Origin of the sequence: Streptomyces sp. NPDC026589, assembly GCF_040638385.1 — a bacterium.
Lineage (GTDB): Bacteria > Actinomycetota > Actinomycetes > Streptomycetales > Streptomycetaceae > Streptomyces.
Genome location: NZ_JBEZYG010000022.1, coordinates 45,124 through 63,934 on the forward strand (window position 1 = coordinate 45,124; position 18,811 = coordinate 63,934).

Genomic DNA, 18,811 nt, shown 5'->3' on the forward strand with positions numbered 1-18,811 from the left:
CTAGTCCACAATGAATACATCACGACCTCCGCTCTCCCCGCACAGGAGAGCGGACCGAGGCTCCGGCACTCTCTGCCCTGACTGCGCCGGTGCCTCCAGTGGCCGACGGCACCGCACACCGTCGGCTTGAAGCTCCGGGCTGCGGTGCCGGGTGGGCTGAGGGTCCCGCTCTGGCGCCGCGGCCCGCGGGTGTTTACAGGGCCGTTGGCGTTTCCGGGGCCCTTCCGCCTCGGGGCCTCAGCGGGTCTCGGTTACTTTGGCCAGGGCGCGGGGCGCGTCCGGGTCCTGGCCCCGGGCGATGGTCACCTCGTACGCCAGCAATTGCAGCGGCAGGATCTCCAGGATCGGCTGCAACTCCTCCGGGACGCCCGCCGTGGGCAGGGAGAAGCCGGCCGAGGCCGCCTCCACCTGCGCCTTGGGGCCGACCACGAAGAGGTCCGCGCCGCGTCCGCGCAGCCGGTCCAGCACCGGCTGGAGCGCCTCGCCGCCCCGGCCGTCGGTGACCACGGCGATCACCGGGGAGATGTTGTCCACCATCGCCAGCGGTCCGTGCAGCAGATCCGCGCCGGAGTAGGAGAGAGCGGGGATGTAGCTGGTCTCCATCAGCTTCAGGGCCGCTTCCTTGGCCGTCGGATAGCCGTAGCCGCGCGAGGTGATCACCATGCGTTCGGCGAAACGGTAGCGGGAGGCCAGCGCCTTGACCTCGGACCGGCGGCCCAGGATCGAGCCCGCGAGGTCGGGCAGCCCCGCGGCGGCCTCGGTGCCGTCGCGGCCGCCCAGGCCCTCCACGAAGAGGTAGAGGGAGAGCAGGGAGGCGGTGTACGTCTTGGTGGCCGGGAGCGCCTTCTCCGGGCCCGCCAGGATGTCGATGTGGTACTCGGAGACCGCCGCCAGCGCGGAGTCCGGGTTGTTGGTGACGGCGAGGGTGACGGCCCCGGCCTCCCTGGCGGCCCTCGTGGAGGCCACCAGGTCCGGCGAGCCGCCCGACTGGCTGACGGTGACCACCAGGACGTCCCGCAGGTCCGGCCGGGCGCCGTAGGCCGTCGTGGTGGACATGGAGGCCAGTCCGCAGGGCAGCCCGAGGCGGATCTCCAGCAGGTACTTGGCGTACAGCGCCGCGTTGTCCGACGTACCCCGGGCGGTGAGCAGCACGAACCGGGGCTTCCGGGCCGCGATCTCGGCGGCGACCTCGCGGATGCGGGGCGCGCCCTGTTCGAGGATGCGGCGGAGCATCGCGGGCTGCTCGGCCATCTCGCCGGACATGATGCGGCCGGGCTCGTCGCCCTGGCCGCCCGGGTCGGCCGGAGGGGTGGCGGACATGTGGGGGCCTCCTGCGCTGTCGGCGTACGGGACGGCGCGTGCGCGGGGGTGCGCGATCCGCGCCGTTCCGGTCGGGCCTCCCCAGTCGACCAGGCAATGCCGTGCGCCGCCAGCGGGCCGGGGCGGGCGTGTGTGCTCGGCGCGTGTGCCGGCGTGTGTGCGTGTGCATGTGTGCGTGCGTGCCGGTGGGCGGACTGTTCACCGTACGGCTGCCCGATTCTGCTAAATTGGGAGTTTGATTGGTCTATACCACCTCCTCCCCTAGTCAGATCGGCAGGCACAGCGTGGAAGTTGTCATCGTCCCGGACGCCGCGGCAGGCGGCGAACTGATCGCGGAGGCCATCGCCGCGCTGATCGCCCGCAAGCCCGACGCCCTGCTCGGCGTTGCCACCGGCTCGACCCCGCTGCCCATCTACCGCGCCCTCGCGGCGAAGGTCGCCTCCGGTGCGGTCGACGCGTCGCGCGCCCGGATCTGCCAGCTCGACGAGTACGTCGGGCTGCCCGCGGGCCACCCGGAGTCGTACCGCTCCGTGGTGCTGCGCGAGGTCATCGAGCCGCTCGGGCTCCCCGAGGCCTCCTTCATGGGCCCCGACGGGTCGGCCGAGGACGTCCAGGCGGCCTGCGAGGCCTACGACCGGGCGCTGGCCGAGGCCGGCGGCGTCGACCTCCAGCTCCTGGGCATCGGCACGGACGGGCACATCGGCTTCAACGAGCCGTGCTCCTCGCTCGCCTCCCGTACCCGGATCAAGACGCTGACGCAGCAGACCCGGGTCGACAACGCGCGCTTCTTCGACGACGACATCGAGCAGGTGCCGCACCACGTGATCACGCAGGGCATCGGGACGATCCTGGATTCCCGCCACCCGATCCTGCTGGCCACCGGTGAGGGCAAGGCGGAGGCCGTCGCCCAGACGGTGGAGGGGCCCGTCGCCTCGATCGTGCCGGCCTCGGCGCTCCAGCTGCATCCGCATGCGACGGTGGTGGTGGACGAGGCGGCCGCGTCGAAGCTCAAGCTGGCGGACTACTTCCGCGCCACGTATGCGGCGAAGCCGGGGTGGCAGGGGCTGTAGGGGTCGCCGCTCGCACGGCAGAGGGCCGGGACGCCTGTCGGTGTCCCGGCCCTCTGCCGTGGTGTGTCGTGCCTGGTGCGGCCGCTCGTCCGGCGTGAGGTGGTGTCCTCAATCGCCGGACGGGCTTGATGTGGCCGGTCCGAGGCCCTGTCTGCGGGGCCGGACGGGATAGGTGTGGCCGGCCTGCGGGCCCGTCCGGCGTGAGGCCTTGTCCTCAAACGCCGGACGGGCTTGATGTGGCCGGTCCGGGCCTTGAAGTGGGTCAGGCCCTCGTGCCGGTGAGCGCTTCCACCGCCGCCAGGCCGCAGACTCGGGCCGCTCCGCGGGTCGCTATGTGCAGCGAGCCGCGCGGGTCCGACTGGGGCAGGCCCATCTCGACCACGATCGTGTCCGGGCGGGCCGCCAGCAGTGCGTCGAGCGCGGCGCCCATCCAGGCGTGCCGGTGCTCGTCGCGGACCACGGCGACGATGCGCCGCTCCCCCGCCGCCGCCAGGATCGCGTCCGCCGGGGCGGCGCTCCGGTCGGTGTAGGTGTCCGTTCCGGTGCCGGGCAGGATCCTGTCCAGCTCGGTGGCGATGCCCCACGGGGTCTCGCGGCCGACCGCGATGTTCGCCACCGAGCCGAACGAGGCGACGTACGCCGCCCCGGTCAGCCGGTCGCCGGAGCCGGTCACCCGGACCGCGCGGCGGGCGGCGGTCAGACCGATGTCGGAGCTGACTCCGGTGCCGGGCGCGGTCCCCTCCTGCACTACCGCGCCCGACGCCCGGATGTCCCCCCGAACCCTCTGCGCCCAGGACGCCAGGGCTCGTACACGGGCGGCCGCGTCGGCGAGCCGCTCCTCGGTCAGGTCCCCGCTGCGCACGCCCGCGACGAGGGCGTCGCGCAGCCGCAGCACCGTCTCCTCGTCGCACAGGCCGCCGCCCACACAGATGGCGTCGGCGCCCGCAGCGATGGCGAGGACGGACCCGCGCTCGATGCCGTACGTACCGGCGATGGCGTCCATCTCCACGGCGTCGGTGACGATCAGGCCGTCGTAGCCCAGCTCCTGGCGCAGCAGACCGGTGAGGATCTGCGGGCTCAGGGTCGCCGGGCGGTCCGGGTCGAGTGCGGGAAGCAGGATATGCGCGCTCATCACCGATTTGGAACCCGCGGCGATGGCCGCCCGGAAGGGCACCAGTTCACGGGCGTGCAGGGTGTCGAGGTCCACGTCGATGCGGGGCAGCGCCAGGTGGGAGTCGACCGCGGTGTCGCCGTGCCCGGGGAAGTGCTTGGTGCAGGCGGCGACGCCGGCTGCCTGGAGCCCCTCGATGTACGCGGCGGTGTGCCGGGCGGTCAGGCGGGTGTCGGCGCCGAAGGAGCGCACGCCGATGACCGGGTTGCCCGGGTTGGAGTTGACGTCGGCGGACGGCGCCCAGTTGAGGTTGACGCCGCACTCGGCGAGCCGCCGGCCGAGCTCCTGGGCGACGGCCCGGGTGAGGTGGACGTCGTCCACCGAACCGAGGGCGAAGTTACCGGGGAAGGAGGAGCCGTGCGTGACCTCCAGGCGGGTCACGTCGCCGCCCTCCTCGTCGATGGCGACGAGGACGTCCTCCCGCTCGGAGCGCAGCCGCTCAGTGAGGGCGGTGACCTGTTCGGCCGAGGTGATGTTGCGGCCGAACAGCCCGACGGAGGCCAGGCCTTCACCGACGCGGCGCAGCAGCCAGTCCGGTGCGGTGGTGCCGGTGAACCCGGGCTGGAGCACGGCGAGCGCGTCGCGCGTCACGGTGTCCGTGGTGGAAACGAGGGTGGTCATGGGCCCGCACTATCCCTTCACAGCGCCGGAAGTGAGGCCTGCGGCCATCTTCTTCTGGATGATCATGAAGAACACGACGACGGGGATGGCGATCATGGTCGACGCCGCCATGAGGGCGCCGTAGTCCGTTCCGCGTTCGGTCGTGAACGTCATCAGCCATACGTTCAGCGTGTACTTGGAGTTGTCGTTGATCAGGATGTAAGCGAAGAGGTACTCGTTCCACGCGTTCACCAGGGCGAAGATCGACGCGGCGGCCAGCCCGGGGGCGAGCAGCGGGAAGATCACCCGGCGGAAGGCCTGGAAGCGGGTGCACCCGTCCACCATCGCGGACTCCTCCAGCTCCACCGGGATGTTCACGACGAAGCCGCGGATCATGATGGTGGCGAAGGGCAGCGTGGAGACGAGGTAGACGACGATCAGGCCCCAGTACTCGTCGATCCCGCCCATCGCGTTGAGCTGGGCGTAGATCGGGATGAGCATCGCCGTCGGCGGCAGCATCTGGACCAGGATCATGATCAGGACCAGGGCCTTGCGGCCGAAGAACCGGAACCGGCCGATCGCCAGCGCCGCCAGGGTCGCGATGATCATGCCGCCGACCACCGCGGTGACCGCGACGATCAGGCTGGACTGGATGGCGGTGGCGAAGTTCGGCTGCTCCGTGGCCCGGACGAAGTTGTCGAAGGTGATCGACGTGGGCCACAGGGTCTGGTCGTAGCTGCGGATCTCCCGGTTGGGCCGCAGGGCGCTGATGACCAGCCAGTAGACCGGGAAGACCATGACCAGGGCGATGCCGAGGCCGATCAGGTCGAAGTGCAGCCGGCTCTTCTTGCGGTCGGGCCGCAGCGCCTGTGTCGTCTGGGTCGAGCTGCTCATTCGACCTCTCCCGTCTTCATGAGCTGGCGCAGGTAGTACACGGCCACGCCGGACAGCAGCAGCACCGTGATCAGGGCGATCGCGGTGCCCTGGCTGAAGGAGGTGGACTCGAACGCCTTGGAGTAGGAGTAGAGGCCGAGGGTCTCGTACTCCGGCTCGGGCTTGTTGCCGCGCAGCAGCCAGATCTGGCCGAAGACGTTGAAGTCCCAGATCACCGAGAGAGTGGCGACCATGGTGAAGACCGGCTTGATGACCGGCCAGGTGACGAACTTGTAGATGCCGTAGGCGCTGGCGCCGTCGAGGGCGGCGGCCTCCTCCAGCTCCTGGGGGACCTGGGTGAGGGCGGCGTACAGGGTGACGACGACGAACGGGATGGCGCCCCAGACGACCAGCAGGGTGATGATGCCGAAGCCCTGGACCGGGTCGAGGTACCAGTTGTGTCCGAGCCAGTCCTCGCCGACGACCTTGGCGATCAGGGTGTTGATCAGGCCGTAGTCGGAGTCCGCCATGAAGCGGAAGATCGAGGCGGCCACCATCAGCGGCATCGACCAGGCGGCGACGAGGCAGGCGGTGAGCACCAGCCGGACCCAGGTGGAGAGCTTGCGCATCAGGAGGGCGACCAGCAGCCCGAGTCCCATGGTCAGCGTCACGCAGATGACCATGAAGACGACGGTGCGGAAGGTGACCCACCAGAACTCGGAGTCGCCGAGGATGTTGGTGAACTGCTCGAAGCCGACCCAGGGGGCCGGTTCTCCGGACCACAGCTCACGGCGGCCCATGTCCTGGAAGGACATGATGACCGTCTTGCTGAGCGGGTAGAGGTAGACGGCGGCGATCGCCACGATCGCCGGGAGGATCAGGAAGTAGGGGAGGAGTTCACCCTTCTTCCGCTTCCTCTTCTGCACCCGGGGCGCATCGTCGTGGGAGGACGACTTCCCGGTCGCCTGCGGGTCGGGTGGTACGGGGACCGGCGGCCCGGCGGCCTTGGTATCAGCGGCAGACACGTGGCTGACCTTCCATCGCGGGTCCGGGGCGGGCCCCGGAATTCACGGCGTTCACTTGCGGGAAAGGAGCGGGGGCCCGGCGCTCACGCCGGGCCCCCGCCTGGCAATCGGAAGGTCAGGCTTCCTTGTTGATCAGCGCGTCGATCTTCTCGTCGGCCTTCTTGGTGGCGTCGCCGACGGAGGCGCCCTTGACGATCTCCAGGAGCATGTTCTGGAGGATCTCCTCCTTCTCCACGGAGGCCCAGCCCGGCGCGATCGGCGTGAACCAGGCGTCCGGCACCGCGTTGGCGACGGCGGCGGTCTCCGGATTCGCCTTCAGCGGCTCAAGCTGCTTCTCGTTGTTGGGGAGGATGTTCTTCGACGCGAGGACCTCCATGGACTTCGCGTTGGTGAAGAGGGAGATCCACTCCTCGCCGAGGTCCTGGACCTTGGACTTGGAGATCGTGGCGAGGTCCGAGCCGCCGATGAAGGACGGGAGGGCCTTGCCCTCGGGGCCGGGCATACCGGCCGTGGCGATCTTGCCTTCGAGCTTCGGGTTGCCGTTCTCGCCCGTGGTGACGCTGCCGGCCTCCCAGGGCTGGCCGTAGATGACCGCGGCCTTCTCGTTGGCCATGACGTTGGCGTGGTCCTGCTCGTCCTTCGTCACGTCGGCCTTGTTGTACTTCTTGACCAGGTCGACGTAGTGCTGGATGCCCTTCTGGGCCTCCGGGGTGGACAGCGCGGCCTTCCACTCCTTGCTGCCCTCGTCGTACTTGGCTATCTGGCCACCGTAGGCGGCGACGTAGGACATCGCGGCGTACCAGTAACGGCCCGGGAAGTAGAGGGAGGAGGCGCGCTTGTCCTTCTTGCCCAGCTCGGCGGAGACCTTGTCCATCGCGGCGAGGAACTCGGTCTCGGTCTGCGGGAGGGCGTCGCTGCCGGTGCCGGCCTTCAGCATGTCCTTGTTGTACACGGCCAGACGGGCGCTGGCGTAGTAAGGAACGCAGTACGTCTTGCCCTCGAAGGAGCACGTGTCCTTCAGACCCTTGATCCAGGTGTCCGAGTTCTCGTACTTCTTGGGGTCGATTTCTCCGAGCGCACCATTGAGGATGTACTGCATGGTCTCGGTATTGCCGAGCTCCACGACATCCGGGAATTTATCGCCACCGAGGGAGGTGTCCAGCTTCTTGACCTTGTCGGCCCACTGCTGGTACTGAACCTTGACCTTGACGCCCGGGTACTTCTTGTTGAACTCGGCGTTGACGTCCTTGACCAGCTCCGGCCAGGTGGACTGGGCCTCGCCCATGAGCCAGACGGTCAGGTTTTCCTTGCGGTCCTTCGGGTCCGCGGACGACTTCTTGTCGTCGGAACCACATGCCGCGACCGAAACCAACATGCCCGCGACACCGATAGCCGCGATGAGCTTGCGCTTCACGTCAAACCCTCCTCAGGGATGCTGCAACCCCACCCACCGCGAAGACATTCGACGAGTTCTGCTGGGGCTGGACCTGGTCTTTAATGGTTTAGACCAGTACCGGGAGCTTGGCCTAGACCTTTAGGGGTGTCAAGGGTGTATAAGAAGTGCACTCGCGTCCGTTATAGGACCGACACCTAAGGGAGGGCGACGACCCGTGACCGGACCGTGCCACCATGTGAGCCGCGACAGACGGAGGAGCCGGTGACGGCAGCAACGCAGCAGTCGGGAAGGCGGGCCATGGGCTCCGACGGGGGCAGTACGGGGAGCGAGACCGGTGCAGGTACGCGCACAGCGCGCGTACCGAAGTACTACCGGCTCAAGCGGCATCTCCTCGACATGACGGACACCCTGCCGCCCGGCACCCCGGTGCCGCCCGAACGCACCCTGGCCGCCGAGTTCGACACCTCGCGCACCACCGTGCGCCAGGCGCTCCAGGAACTGGTCGTCGAGGGCCGACTGGAACGCATCCAGGGTAAGGGGACCTTCGTAGCCAAGCCGAAGGTCTCCCAGGCCCTCCAGCTCACCTCGTACACCGAGGACATGCGCGCCCAGGGACTGGAGCCGACGTCCCAACTGCTGGACATCGGCTATGTGACGGCGGACGACACGCTCGCCGGTCTGCTGGACATCTCGACGGGCGGCCGGGTGCTGCGCATCGAGCGGCTGCGGCTCGCCAGCGGGGAGCCGATGGCGATCGAGACCACGCATCTTTCGGCCAAACGCTTCCCGGCGCTGCGCCGTTCGCTGGTGAAGTACACCTCGCTCTACACCGCGCTCGCCGAGGTGTACGACGTGCGCCTCGCCGAGGCGGAGGAGACCATCGAGACCTCGCTGGCCACCCCGCGGGAGGCCGGGCTGCTGGGCACCGACGTGGGGCTGCCGATGCTCATGCTGTCCCGCCATTCGGTGGACGGCCAGGGCGAACCGGTGGAATGGGTGCGCTCGGTGTACCGGGGCGACCGCTACAAGTTCGTGGCCCGCCTCAAGCGGCCGACGGACTGAGCACCACCTCGGCACGGCGCGGTACGCACAGGGCGGTGGCCCGGGGACGAGCTCCCCGGGCCACCGCTCGTTTTCGGTCACGCGGGGTGTGTCAGCGCAGTTCGGGGTCGGTCTCGATGACGCTGTACGGGTACGGGAGCGTCTGGTCGCTCGCGGCGGTCAGCAGGGCGGCGTCGGCCGGGTCGAGGTCCAGGTCCGCCGCGCCCAGGTTGGTCTCCAGCTGCTCAAGGGTGCGGGCGCCCACGATGGGGGCGGTGACCCCGGGCCGGCCGAGCAGCCAGGCGAGGGCCAGCACCGGCACCGGGAGGCCCGTGCGTCCGGCGACCTCGTGCAGGGCGTCCAGCACCCGCCAGGTGCGCTCGTCCCCCTCGTACGCGCTCCACGACTCGCCCCAGCCGAGCCGCTCGGCGGTCTCCACCCGGGTGCCCGCGGGCGGCCGCTGCGCACCGCGCCGGATCGCGCCGCTCAGCCAGCCGCCGCGCAGCGGGCTCCACGGGATGACGCCCAGGCCCTCGTTGCGGCTGACCTCCATCAGCTCCCACTCGGCGGACCGGTCCAGCAGGTTGTAGAGCGGCTGGAGGGCCGTGAAGGGCGCCCAGCCGTGTCCCCGGCTCAGGTCGATCGCCTTCTGGAGCTGCCAGCCGGAGAAGTTGCTGGCCCCGATGTAGCGCACCTTCCCGGAGGTGACCAGGGCGTCCAGGGTGGCCAGGGTCTCCTCCAGCGGGGTGCCCGGGTCCCAGGCGTGCACCTGGTAGAGGTCGATGTGATCGGTGCCCAGCCGGCGCAGGCTCGACTCGACCCCGGCGATCAGGTGATTGCGGCCCAGACCGCGGTCGTTGGGGCCCTCCCCCGTGCCGTAGCGCACCTTGGTGGCGACCACCACGCCGTCGCGGCGCTGTCTCTTCAGCCAGCGGCCGAGGATCTCCTCGGAGGCTCCGGCGGAGTAGATGTCGGCGGTGTCCACGAAGGTACCGCCCGCCTCGGTGAAGCGGTCCAGCAGGGCGTGGCTGGTGGTCTCGTCGGCCTCGCGGCCGAACGTCATGGCGCCGAGGCAGAGTTCACTGACCCGCAGGCCGGTCTTGCCCAGGTAGCGGTAACGCATGGTGAGTTCCTTCGTCGTGGTGGCGGGATCGGTGGTCGGCGCGCGTCCGGTGGTCCGGTTCGGCGAGCGAGACGGACACCTCCTGGACGCTGTGGTCGGACAGTCCGCGCGGATCGCGGAAGCGGTAACGGTGGACCCGGGCGCCGGGTGTGGTGAGCACCCAGTCCAGCCGCCACCAGCGCAGGCCCGGACGGGCCTGCCACGAGGTGGGGCAGAGGCGTCCGGACAGGGCGACCGCGTCGGAGCCCAGCCGGGCGATGCGGCGGGCGTCCCCGATCGCGGCGGTGGTGTTGAAGTCCCCGGCGATCAGGGCCGGATGGGGGCAGCCGGCGACGTCCCCGAGGAGTCCCCGGTACTCCCGTGACCGGTCGGCGGCCCGGGTGCGGACCGCGCGGTAGAAGTCTGCGCGCAACGGGCTGATGAGTCGCAGCTGTACCGGGATGTGGACGTTGAAGGTGGCGAGAATCCGACCGTCGCCCGGCATCTCCAGGTCCACCCGAAGGGTCCGGCGGGCGGCCGTCTCGACGGTCGCGGCGACCGGCAGCCGGGACAGGGTGATCAGACCGCGGGCGATGACGGCCCGGTGGCCGGGGAAGGTCTCGCGCAGCCGCCGCTCGTCGTCGATCAGGCGGTACGTGCCGTCGAACTCGTCGTGGTGGTACTCCTGGAGGAGGTAGACGTCGGCGTCGAGCCCGCGCAGAAAGGCGTAGAAGGGCTCCGGGTCGGTGGACTGGCACCAGTGCTGGGTGTTCCAGGACACGACGCGCACCGCCCCCTCCGGCGGCGGTGGCGGGCGGCGCTCCGGCCGTACGAGCGCGCCGGGCACGAGGCCGGACTGCCGGGCCCCGAGCAGCAGGGCCGCGCCCGCCACGACGGCGGCCGTGAGGTCCCCCGTCACCCAGGAGAGCGGCAGGAGCAGGGCGGGCAGGGCGACGAACACGGGCGGCGGCAGCAGCGAGGGCAGCAGCCAGAACCACCAGCGGCCGTTGAGGACGAGGTGCGCGGCCAGGAAGACCGCCCAGGCCCCGGCCGCCCAGAGCACCCATCCGCCGCCCGGCCAGGCGGCGTTCGCCCCGTCGCCCGCCGCCAGGACGTCCGCCGTTCTCACGCGGGGGCTCCCTGTACGGCCCCGGCCTCCTGGAACAGCGCGTCGTAGGCGTCCAGGCAGCTGTCCGTCCCGTACCGGGCGCGGGCGTCCCGGCCTCCCTCGGCGCGGCGCTCCGGTGCGTAGGCGGCCACCTCCAGGAGGGCCCCGGCCAGGGCGCGGGCGTCGCCGGGCGGGAAGAGGCGGCCGAAGCCGGTCTCGGACACCGGCACGCGCATGCCCGGCGCGTCGCTCGCGACGGAGGGGACGCCGAGCATCATCGCCTCGGCCTGGGAGATGCCGAAGGACTCCTCGGCGACGGACGGCAGGGCGAAGGCGTCCAGCGAGGCGTAGAAGCCCGCCACCCGGTCGTCGGCGAGGAAGCCGGTGAACCGGATACGGGTGTCGTCGCCGGCCCGTGCGCGCAGGGCCCCGACGACGCTGCCGCCCGCGACCTTGGAGTAGTCGCCGGCGATCAGCAGCCGGGCCTCGGGGTCCGGGACCGTCCGGAAGGCGTCCACCAGGTGGTGCAGCCCCTTCTCCGGGGCGATCCGGCCGAGGAAGCCGAAGTGCGGGCCCGCCGTCTCGCGGAAGGCGGCGGGGGCGGGCTCGCGTTCGCGGCAGGGCGGGGCGATGGCCAGCAGCCGGCGCCCGCGCATCAGGGGCCAGTGGCGCGAATGCTCCGCGTGGTCCACGTTGTTGACGACCACGGCGGCCGAGCGGCGCAGCGCCCCGGCCACCGAGGCGTCGACGGCCTTCACCTGGAGCGGGGCGAGCGCGCCCCCGGCCAGCCAGACGTCGTCGTGGTGGGTGGCGACCACCGGGGTGTTCCCGGCGAGGCGGGCGACGAGTCCCGCCTCCAGCATCGGCAGATGGAGGTTGACGACCCGGGAGGCGCGGGCGATCCGCCCGGCGAGCGGGGCGAACCCGGGGCTGATCACCCCGCGTCCGAGCCGGGCGGCGACCGGGGCGCGGAACACCTCGACCCCGTTCACGGTCTCCCGTGCGGGGCGGTCCGGATCGTGCCGGCAGGCGACGACGGCGACCCGGCGGCCCCGCGCGGCCAGCCCCTCGGCGACCGTGCGGGCCACTTCGGTGAGCCCGCTGGTGTACGGGAGGTAGTAGGTGAGCACGATCGTCGCGTCGAAGCGGGGCGAGCGCGCGGAGCGCCGGGTCATGACCGGTCCTTCTCGGTGGCCGGGGCGGACGCCCCGGGGGCGGGCAGGGAGAGGCGGAGATCGATCAGCCGGTGGGTGGAGAGGGCGGCGGGCGGGTCCTGGACGGACTGCCGGTGCAGGTCGATCCGGGGCGAGACGAACGCCCAGTCGAGCCGCCAGAGCGCCGGTCCGCTCACCGGGAAGGTCGCCGGGTACACCGAGTCCCCCGCGTCGGCGGCGTCCCGCAGTCCGTCGAACCAGCGCAGGTCCCCGGTGCCGGGCAGCACGTTGAGGTCCCCGGCGAGGACCACCGGGTGGTCGTTGGCGTCGAGGTCGTCGCGCAGCGCCTCGAAGTGCCTCTCGCGGCGCTCGGAGAGCTGTCGTACGGAGCGGTGGTAGGCGGGGGTCAGCGGGTTGCGGTCGACGTTCAGCAGATCGGGCAGGTGGGTGTTGTAGAGGGACAGGGTCTCGCCGTCGACGTCGATGTCGGTGCGCAGGACGCGGACGTTCCAGTAGTCGGCCCAGGAGGTGTCGGGCGGGGCGAGCCCGTCGGGGCGCAGGGCCCGCGCCGAGGTGATCGGGAAGCGGGACAGGGTGAGGAACTCGCCCTCGGTGGCGATGTGGAAACCGGGGAACTCCTTGCGGAGCCTGGCCAGGTCGTCGATCGGGGCGGGTTCGTCGCCCCGGGCGTTCTGGTACTCCTGGAGGAGGTAGACGTCGGCGGAGCGGGACCTGAGGTAGGCGTAGAACGCGTCGGTGTCGCTGTCCTGGTCCCAGAAGAAGGTGTTCCAGCTGACCACCCTCAGGGCGTCCGGGGGGACGGCGGGCTGCCCGCGCAGGAGCGCCCCTGGATGCAGCCCGGTCTGCCAGGAGCCGAGCAGCAGCGAGAGCAGGACGACGCCCACCGCGGCCCGTCTGCCGTGCCGGATCAGGGCGGCCGGGATCAACAGGGCGAGCGGGAACAGCAGATGGAGGACGGGCGGGGCGAGGCCGAGGCCGTTCCACGCCCACCACCGGCCGCTGAGGAGGGCGCGGGCGGCGACGAACAGGGCCCACAGGACGGCGACGGCGAGCAGCAGCCGGCCGGGCCACCGGCGCCGCCCTTCGGAGTCGGGCGGCGTGTCCGCGGCGGTGGCCGGCGCGAGGGTCCCGGTCATGTGGCGGCCCGCACCGGGGCGAGGTGCTCCCCCGGCTCGTACAGCCGGCGGAAGCGGCGGGAGGTCAGCCACTGGAGGACGCCGACGCCCGCGCCCGCCGCGATGACCGCGTTGACCACGGTGTGCGTGAAGGCGAAGTAGGCGGCGAACAGGGGGCCCCGGCGGCGCAGGACGAAGCGGTGGAGGGCGATGTCGGCGAGCAGGGTGAACGCCAGCAGGGCGGCGGGGGCGAGCAGCCAGGGCAGGGCGAGCAGGCCGAGCGGCAGGGTCAGCGGGGTGAGCAGGGCCGCGACGCTGGCTCCGGCGCGCGGGCCGGTGGCGATGCCGCCGGGCAGGTCGCCGCGGCGGACGTACAGCGGGATGTGCAGCCGGGTGCGGTGGAAGACCTTGCGCAGCACGACCCGCCAGGTGTCGTCGTGGTCGTGCCGGCCGCGCACGGTGGTGGAGCTGTGGACCTCGTAACTCCGGCAGATCCGGGCGGCGTAGTCGCCGTCCTCGGTGTGCCGCAGCCGGGGGTTGAAGGGGCCGATCTCGGCGAAGACCCGGGCGGGCATGGCGCAGATCGCGGTGTGCAGGGTGCCGATGCGGCCCTCGGTCTCGGCCAGCCAGTAGAACTGGTGGAGGCAGCGGTACTCCTCGATCAGGCTGTCCCGGATGAGGGGTTCGGCGTCGTAGGTGCCGCAGACCGCGCCGATGCGGGGGTCGGAGTCGAGCAGGGCGACGGCGTTCGCGATGGCGTCCCGCTCCATCGCCACGTCGGAGTCGACGAACACGATGATCTCGCCCCGGGCGTGGGCCGCCCCGGTGTTGCGGGTGGTGGCCACTCCGCTGTTGACGCCGGTGCTGATCACCCGGACGCCGCAGGCCTCGGCGACGGCGACCGAGTCGTCGGTGGAGCAGTCGTCGATCAGCAGCACCTCCAGCGGTTCGTAGGTCTGGGCGAGCGCGGCGCGCAGGCAGAGCTCCAGGGCGCGGCCGTAGTTGTAGTTGGGGATGACGACGGAGACGAGCGGTTGCTTCCGGTTCATGGGGCGGCGCCTTCGAGCGGTCGGTGGGTCATGCGGACGCGTGCGGGAGGAGGAGGGCGAGGGCGACGAGCACCGCCCACAGCGCCGCGTTGACGAGCGTGGCGCGGTCCCGGAAGAGGACGTGGACGGGGTTGCCGCCGCCCTCCTCGACGAGGAGGAGCTGGAGGTAGCGGGCGAGGCCGAAGACGGCGCAGGGGGCGGAGAGCAGGGTGACGAGGGAGGCGTCGGCGGCGAGGGCCGCGTCGTCGCGCAGGTAGAGCACGTAACTGACGGCGGTCAGCACGGCGACCAGGACGACGAGGTGGTCGAGGAAGGCGAGTGTGTAGCCGCGCAGGGCGGGGCGGTGGGCGCGGCCCGCCGCCGTCATCTCGTGCCGGCGTTTGCCGAGGGACAGCATCAGGCAGAGCGAGAAGACGCACAGCGCCAGCCACTCGGACAGCTGGGCGCCGATGAGCAGCGCCCCCTGGACGAGCCGCAGCACGAAGCCGGTCGCCACGATGAACGCGTCCACCAGCGGTACGTGTTTGAGTCCCTGGGAGTAGGCGAGGCTCAGCGCCAGGTAGAGGGCGGTGGGCCACCACTGCCAGGCGGGCCCGGCCACCGCCCAGCCGGTCAGCGTCAGCGCGAGGACGCCGGTCAGGACGATGGCCGCGACGGTGGACACCTGGCCGGAGGCGATCGGGCGGTGACGTTTGACCGGGTGCAGCCGGTCCCGCTCCCGGTCGGCGAGGTCGTTGACGACGTAGACGAGCGCGGAGGCGAGGGTGAAGCCGAGGACGGCCCAGCCGGTGCGCAGGAAGGCGGCGGTCCCCCAGGGGTGGGTGTCGAGCAGGGCCAGCGGGACGACGGCGAGGTTCTTCACCCACTGGCCGGGGCGCAGGAGCGCGAGGAGGTGGCGGGGGCGGTTGCGGCGGCGACGGCCCCGTACGTCGGTGGCGGTCACGGTGACACTGACGCTCACGGTCGCGGGCGCGGGCGCGCTCGGAAGAGGCTGAAGCGGCTGAAGCGGTTCTACGGTGGTGGGTTCGGGCAGGGCGGTGAGGTCGGCGGGTTCGGGTTCGGGCGGGACTGCCACCACGCGCGCGGGCGCGGGTGAGGACCGGGTGATGTCCACGGCAGGGCTCCAGGGGATCAGAAGAAGACCTTGGCCAGGCCGAGCGCCCCTTGGCGCCACGGGTCCCGGCTGGTCCGGCCGGTTCCGGGAGCGGGCGCGCCGGCCCCCCGCTGGGTGCGCCACCACGCGTACGTGCCGAGGATGGCGTCCTGGTTGGAGAGCGCGGGACGGAAGCCGAGCCGTTCGGTGGCCCGGCCGATGTCCACGTAACTGTCGTCGAGGAGCTTGAAGAGCAGCCGCCCGTAGACCGGGGAGAGCTTGGTGCGCTCCAGCAGGCGCAGGACCGCGAGTGCCGGTGCTGCCGGCAGCGGGACCACGCGTTTGCCGTGTCCGGCCGCGTCCAGCACGGCCTGGAAGTCCTCGCGCAGGGTGCCGAACTCGGCGGCGCCCAGGTTGTAGACGTCGTTCGCGATCTCGGGCGGGGCGTTCAGGGCGAGCACCACGGCGTCGACGAGGTCGGCCATGCCGAACATCTGGATGCGGACGTCGCCCCGGCCGAGGACCGGGAAGTTGCGGCGCTCCTCGGCCCATTCGAAGAGCATCGAGAAGAGGCCCATGCGGCCGGGCCCGAGGAAGGTCTTGGGGCGCAGCACCGGCAGGCACATCCCGCGCGCCCGGAACTCCTCGCAGACCTCCTCGGCCTCGGCCTTGGCCCTGCTGTACGGGTCGACGGGCTCACGGGGGTGCTCCTCCGGGGTGGGGACCCGCTTGGGGAGCCCGTAGACGGCGGTGGAGGAGATGTGCACGACCCGGTCGACCCGGGCCCGGTGCGCGGCGGTCAGGACGGTGCGGGTGCCGTCGACGGTGATGGAGCGGATCTGGTCGACGGGGTAGCTGGGCAGCGCCGCGGCGCAGTGCACCAGCGCGTGGGCTCCGTCGAAGGCACGGGCGAGCGCCGCCGCGTCCCGGATGTCGGCGACGATGTGCCGGGCCCCGGCGGGCGGGTGGGGGTCGTCGCGCAGGTCGACGCCGACGACGTCGTGGCCGTCGGCGGCGAGGCGGGTCACCAGGTGGGAGCCGAGCATGCCGGCGGCTCCGGTCACGGCGATGGTCAGGCCGCCCATCGGGACACCGCCTTGTCCTTGAGGAAGGCGGTGAGGAGCCGGTTCATGCCCTTGGCCAGGGTCTTGTCGAAGGCGTCGAGGAAGATCTCCACCTCGTCGGGTCCTGCGACCAGACAGGGCGCGGCCACCAGGGGGCTGCGGCCGTTGAGCGTGTAGTACATGTACACGTCGTGGTCGTGGTACATCGCGTTGACGACCGCGCAGGTGATGACCTTGGTGCGCAGCAGCGGGTCGCGGGCCAGCCCACCGGGGGCGATCTTCGCGGCGAGGTCGAGGATGCGGGGGCCGCCGTCGAGGAAGATCCCGTACAGCGCTCCGGCGCCCCGGACGTCCGCGATGATGTCGGGGTACTGCTTGCGCAGCCGCTCCAGGCCCGGGGCGAGGACGCGTTCGATGGCGCGGGCGCGGGCCGGGTAGTCGTCCTCGACCGCGATGTTGACGGCCTCCAGTGCGGTGGCGGTCTCCTCGCCGAAGCCGTAGTACGTGGTGCTGGTGGACTGGAGCATGGCGTCGCCGAGGCTGTCGTAGGCCTTGCGGAAGACGGGTTCGCGGGCGACGAAGGCGGAGACGGAGGACTTGCCGCCGCCGAAGGACTTCGAGGTGGTCACCACGTCCGGGACGAGTCCGGGGTAGCGCATGAAGTGGAAGAGGCTGCCGGTCTTGCCCCAGCCCGTGTAGATCTCGTCGAAGATCAGCACGATCTTCTCCTCGGTGCACAGCTCCCGCAGTCCGCGCAGGAATTCCTCGGAGCACTTCGTCATCGTGGAGGCGGAGAAGGGCTCGATGAGGATCGCGTAGACGTCGCAGCGGCCCTTGGCGTCCCGGGCTTTGGCGACCGCTTCCCGTACGGAGCCGAGGTCGCCGTAGCGGAAGGCGGAGACGCCGGGGATGCCGGGGAAGGCGAAGGCGTTCTGGGCGCTGCCGGTGAGGCTGCCGGAGCCCAGCAGTTTGCCGTGGAAGCTGATGTCGGCGTGCAGGATCTGCTGCCGGCGGCCGCCGTGGTACTTGTACGCGAGTTTCACCGCGCCCTCGACGGCCTCGGCTCCCGAGTTGGGGAAGAACGAGAGGTTCAGGTCGCCGGGGAGGAGCTGGGCGAGGTTGTGGCCGAGGGCGGCGATGTAGGGCGAGAAGTAGGTCTTGTGGACCTCCATCCGGCGCTGTTCCTGGAAGCGGCGGCGGGCGGCGAGGATCCGCGGGTGGTTGTGCCCGTGGTTGAGGACGCCGACGCCGCCGGTGAAGTCGAGGATGCGGCGGCCGTCGCGGGTGTGGATCCAGGATCCCTCGGCGTGGTCGACGAGTTCGCGGCCGAAGCCGAAGGAGGTCATCAGGGAGACCTGGCTCTTGTTGACGTGGGACCGGTACAGCTCGTGCACCTGGCTCGTCGACAGTTGTTCGCAGTCGTCCACGGTGAGCAGGGGGGTGGCGTCGGAGGTCATGCGGCTCCTTCCTGGAGCGCGGGTCGGGGGGTGGGCAGGGGTCCGGCGGCGCGGGCCCAGGCGAGTGCGGCGCCGGTGGCGGCCACTTCGCTGAGCACGCAGACCAGTCGGCTGGCGATGACGGCCGCGGTGGCGGCGGACAGGGGCATGACGGCGCCGAGGGGCGCGAGGAGGACGAGTTCGCGGGCTCCCCAGCCGTCGGGCAGGACGAAGGCGAGGCTTCCGGCGACGGTGGCCAGGGCGAAGCCGCCGACGCAGACCGGCAGGGAGAGCAGCGGTGGGGCGCCGAGGAGCACGGCGATCGCCCACAGGTGGAGTCCGGAGACGGCCCAGGAGGCGCAGGCCCAGCCGATGGAGAGCCGCAGGGCCCGGGGCGAGCCCTCGGCGGCCCCGTCCGGGCGGCGGGCCAGCCGCATCGTCCACGCGACGAGGCGGCCCACCCAGCCGGGCCGGGCCACGGCGGCGGCGGCGAGCAGGACGAGCGGGGCGAAGACCCAGGCGCCCGTGCCGAACACGGCCGGTGCGACGAGGAGTCCGGCGGCGGCCCCGGTGGTCATCCCGATGACGAGGCCGAGGCCGAAGGCGGCGATCATCCGCTCGGGAGCGATGCCGACGGCCTTGCCGAGCTGGATGTGGGCGAGGACGCCCCAGATACGGCCCGGGACGAATTTGCTGATGACGCCGATGAAGAAGATCCGGGCGGTGTCGCTGGCGCGGGCCGTGGAGCCGCCGTCCACGACGAGGACCCGCCAGGACAGCATCGACAGGACGAGCCCGGCGGCGTTGGCGAGGAGGGCGGCGATGAGCAGGAGCACTCCCCCGGGCCGCGCGGCGGCCTCGGCCATCTCCGCACCGGCTCCGCGCAGCGAACCGCCCACGGCGAAGGCGGTCGCCGCGATGAGCACGAGGGCGGCGGCCGCGCGCAGCAGCCGGGCGCGGCGGGAGGGGCGGGCGGCGGCCTCGGGCGCCGCGGCCTCCGGCACACCGTGCGGAGGGGCGGCGGCCTCGGGCGTCCCTGGCCCGGGTATCCCCGCTGGGGCCTCGGGCACCGCGGACTCGGGCGTCCCTGGCCCGGGTATCCCCGCTGGGGCCTCGGGCACCGCGGACTCGGGCGTCCCTGGCCCGGGTATCCCCGCTGGGGCCTCGGGCACC

Annotated in this window: 16 protein-coding genes; 2 read left to right on the forward strand and 14 right to left on the reverse strand. The window is 71.7% G+C overall.

Features of this window, described 5'->3' with window-relative positions; all coding sequences use genetic code 11:
* Positions 1 to 237 precede the first annotated feature (237 nt).
* A complete protein-coding gene (locus AB0F29_RS31000) occupies positions 238 to 1,320 on the reverse strand; it encodes an SIS domain-containing protein (RefSeq protein ID WP_018959120.1) in 1,083 nt (360 codons plus the stop codon).
* Between the two features lie 284 nt (positions 1,321 to 1,604).
* Between AB0F29_RS31000 and nagB the strand changes: the two genes are divergently transcribed.
* Positions 1,605 to 2,390, forward strand: a complete 786-nt coding sequence (gene nagB / locus AB0F29_RS31005) for a glucosamine-6-phosphate deaminase (protein WP_361878963.1) — start codon at positions 1,605 to 1,607, stop codon at positions 2,388 to 2,390.
* Between the two features lie 262 nt (positions 2,391 to 2,652).
* Here the strand turns inward: nagB and AB0F29_RS31010 are convergent, their stop codons facing one another.
* The 4 genes from AB0F29_RS31010 to AB0F29_RS31025 form a co-directional block, all read right to left on the reverse strand.
* The gene (locus tag AB0F29_RS31010) at positions 2,653 to 4,182 is read right to left on the reverse strand and encodes a glycoside hydrolase family 3 protein (protein WP_361878966.1); all 1,530 of its coding nucleotides are present in this window, start codon (positions 4,180 to 4,182) and stop codon (positions 2,653 to 2,655) included.
* Between the two features lie 9 nt (positions 4,183 to 4,191).
* Complete coding sequence (locus AB0F29_RS31015) at positions 4,192 to 5,055, reverse strand: carbohydrate ABC transporter permease (RefSeq protein ID WP_361878969.1); 864 nt, start codon at positions 5,053 to 5,055, stop codon at positions 4,192 to 4,194.
* On the reverse strand, positions 5,052 to 6,059 hold the full coding sequence (locus tag AB0F29_RS31020) for a sugar ABC transporter permease (protein ID WP_361878972.1): 1,008 nt from the start codon (positions 6,057 to 6,059) through the stop codon (positions 5,052 to 5,054). Before AB0F29_RS31020 ends, AB0F29_RS31015 begins: the two co-directional genes overlap by 4 nt.
* 115 nt (positions 6,060 to 6,174) lie before the next feature.
* On the reverse strand, positions 6,175 to 7,473 hold the full coding sequence (locus AB0F29_RS31025; protein WP_361878975.1) for a sugar ABC transporter substrate-binding protein: 1,299 nt from the start codon (positions 7,471 to 7,473) through the stop codon (positions 6,175 to 6,177).
* A gap of 279 nt (positions 7,474 to 7,752) precedes the next feature.
* Here AB0F29_RS31025 and AB0F29_RS31030 point away from each other — a divergent pair, with 279 nt between their 5' ends.
* Positions 7,753 to 8,517, forward strand: a complete 765-nt coding sequence (locus AB0F29_RS31030) for a GntR family transcriptional regulator (protein WP_274346432.1) — start codon at positions 7,753 to 7,755, stop codon at positions 8,515 to 8,517.
* A gap of 91 nt (positions 8,518 to 8,608) precedes the next feature.
* Here the strand turns inward: AB0F29_RS31030 and AB0F29_RS31035 are convergent, their stop codons facing one another.
* From AB0F29_RS31035 to AB0F29_RS31075, 9 genes are read right to left on the reverse strand one after another with little or no spacing between them, the layout of a single operon-like run.
* The gene (locus tag AB0F29_RS31035) at positions 8,609 to 9,619 is read right to left on the reverse strand and encodes an aldo/keto reductase (protein ID WP_361878978.1); all 1,011 of its coding nucleotides are present in this window, start codon (positions 9,617 to 9,619) and stop codon (positions 8,609 to 8,611) included.
* Positions 9,576 to 10,727 carry an endonuclease/exonuclease/phosphatase family protein gene (locus AB0F29_RS31040; protein ID WP_361878981.1) on the reverse strand — a complete coding sequence of 384 codons (1,152 nt, stop codon included), beginning with the start codon at positions 10,725 to 10,727 and terminating at the stop codon, positions 9,576 to 9,578. The genes AB0F29_RS31035 and AB0F29_RS31040 overlap by 44 nt, the downstream gene beginning before the upstream one ends.
* Positions 10,724 to 11,881 (reverse strand): glycosyltransferase family 4 protein, encoded by a 1,158-nt coding sequence (locus tag AB0F29_RS31045; RefSeq protein ID WP_361878984.1) that lies wholly within the window; start codon positions 11,879 to 11,881, stop codon positions 10,724 to 10,726. Before AB0F29_RS31045 ends, AB0F29_RS31040 begins: the two co-directional genes overlap by 4 nt.
* Positions 11,878 to 13,017 (reverse strand): endonuclease/exonuclease/phosphatase family protein, encoded by a 1,140-nt coding sequence (locus AB0F29_RS31050; RefSeq protein WP_361878987.1) that lies wholly within the window; start codon positions 13,015 to 13,017, stop codon positions 11,878 to 11,880. Before AB0F29_RS31050 ends, AB0F29_RS31045 begins: the two co-directional genes overlap by 4 nt.
* Positions 13,014 to 14,045 carry a glycosyltransferase family A protein gene (locus AB0F29_RS31055; protein WP_361878990.1) on the reverse strand — a complete coding sequence of 344 codons (1,032 nt, stop codon included), beginning with the start codon at positions 14,043 to 14,045 and terminating at the stop codon, positions 13,014 to 13,016. Before AB0F29_RS31055 ends, AB0F29_RS31050 begins: the two co-directional genes overlap by 4 nt.
* A gap of 28 nt (positions 14,046 to 14,073) precedes the next feature.
* Entirely contained in the window at positions 14,074 to 15,159 is a 1,086-nt protein-coding gene (locus tag AB0F29_RS31060; protein ID WP_361878993.1) for a UbiA prenyltransferase family protein, read from the reverse strand.
* Positions 15,160 to 15,176: 17 nt separating this feature from the next.
* Positions 15,177 to 16,223: an NAD-dependent epimerase/dehydratase family protein gene (locus tag AB0F29_RS31065; protein ID WP_361878996.1), complete on the reverse strand. Its 1,047-nt coding sequence runs from the start codon at positions 16,221 to 16,223 to the stop codon at positions 15,177 to 15,179.
* Positions 16,211 to 17,659, reverse strand: a complete 1,449-nt coding sequence (locus tag AB0F29_RS31070) for an aminotransferase class III-fold pyridoxal phosphate-dependent enzyme (RefSeq protein WP_361878999.1) — start codon at positions 17,657 to 17,659, stop codon at positions 16,211 to 16,213. Before AB0F29_RS31070 ends, AB0F29_RS31065 begins: the two co-directional genes overlap by 13 nt.
* Positions 17,656 to 18,708: a lysylphosphatidylglycerol synthase domain-containing protein gene (locus AB0F29_RS31075; protein WP_361879002.1), complete on the reverse strand. Its 1,053-nt coding sequence runs from the start codon at positions 18,706 to 18,708 to the stop codon at positions 17,656 to 17,658. Before AB0F29_RS31075 ends, AB0F29_RS31070 begins: the two co-directional genes overlap by 4 nt.
* Positions 18,709 to 18,811: the final 103 nt, after the last annotated feature.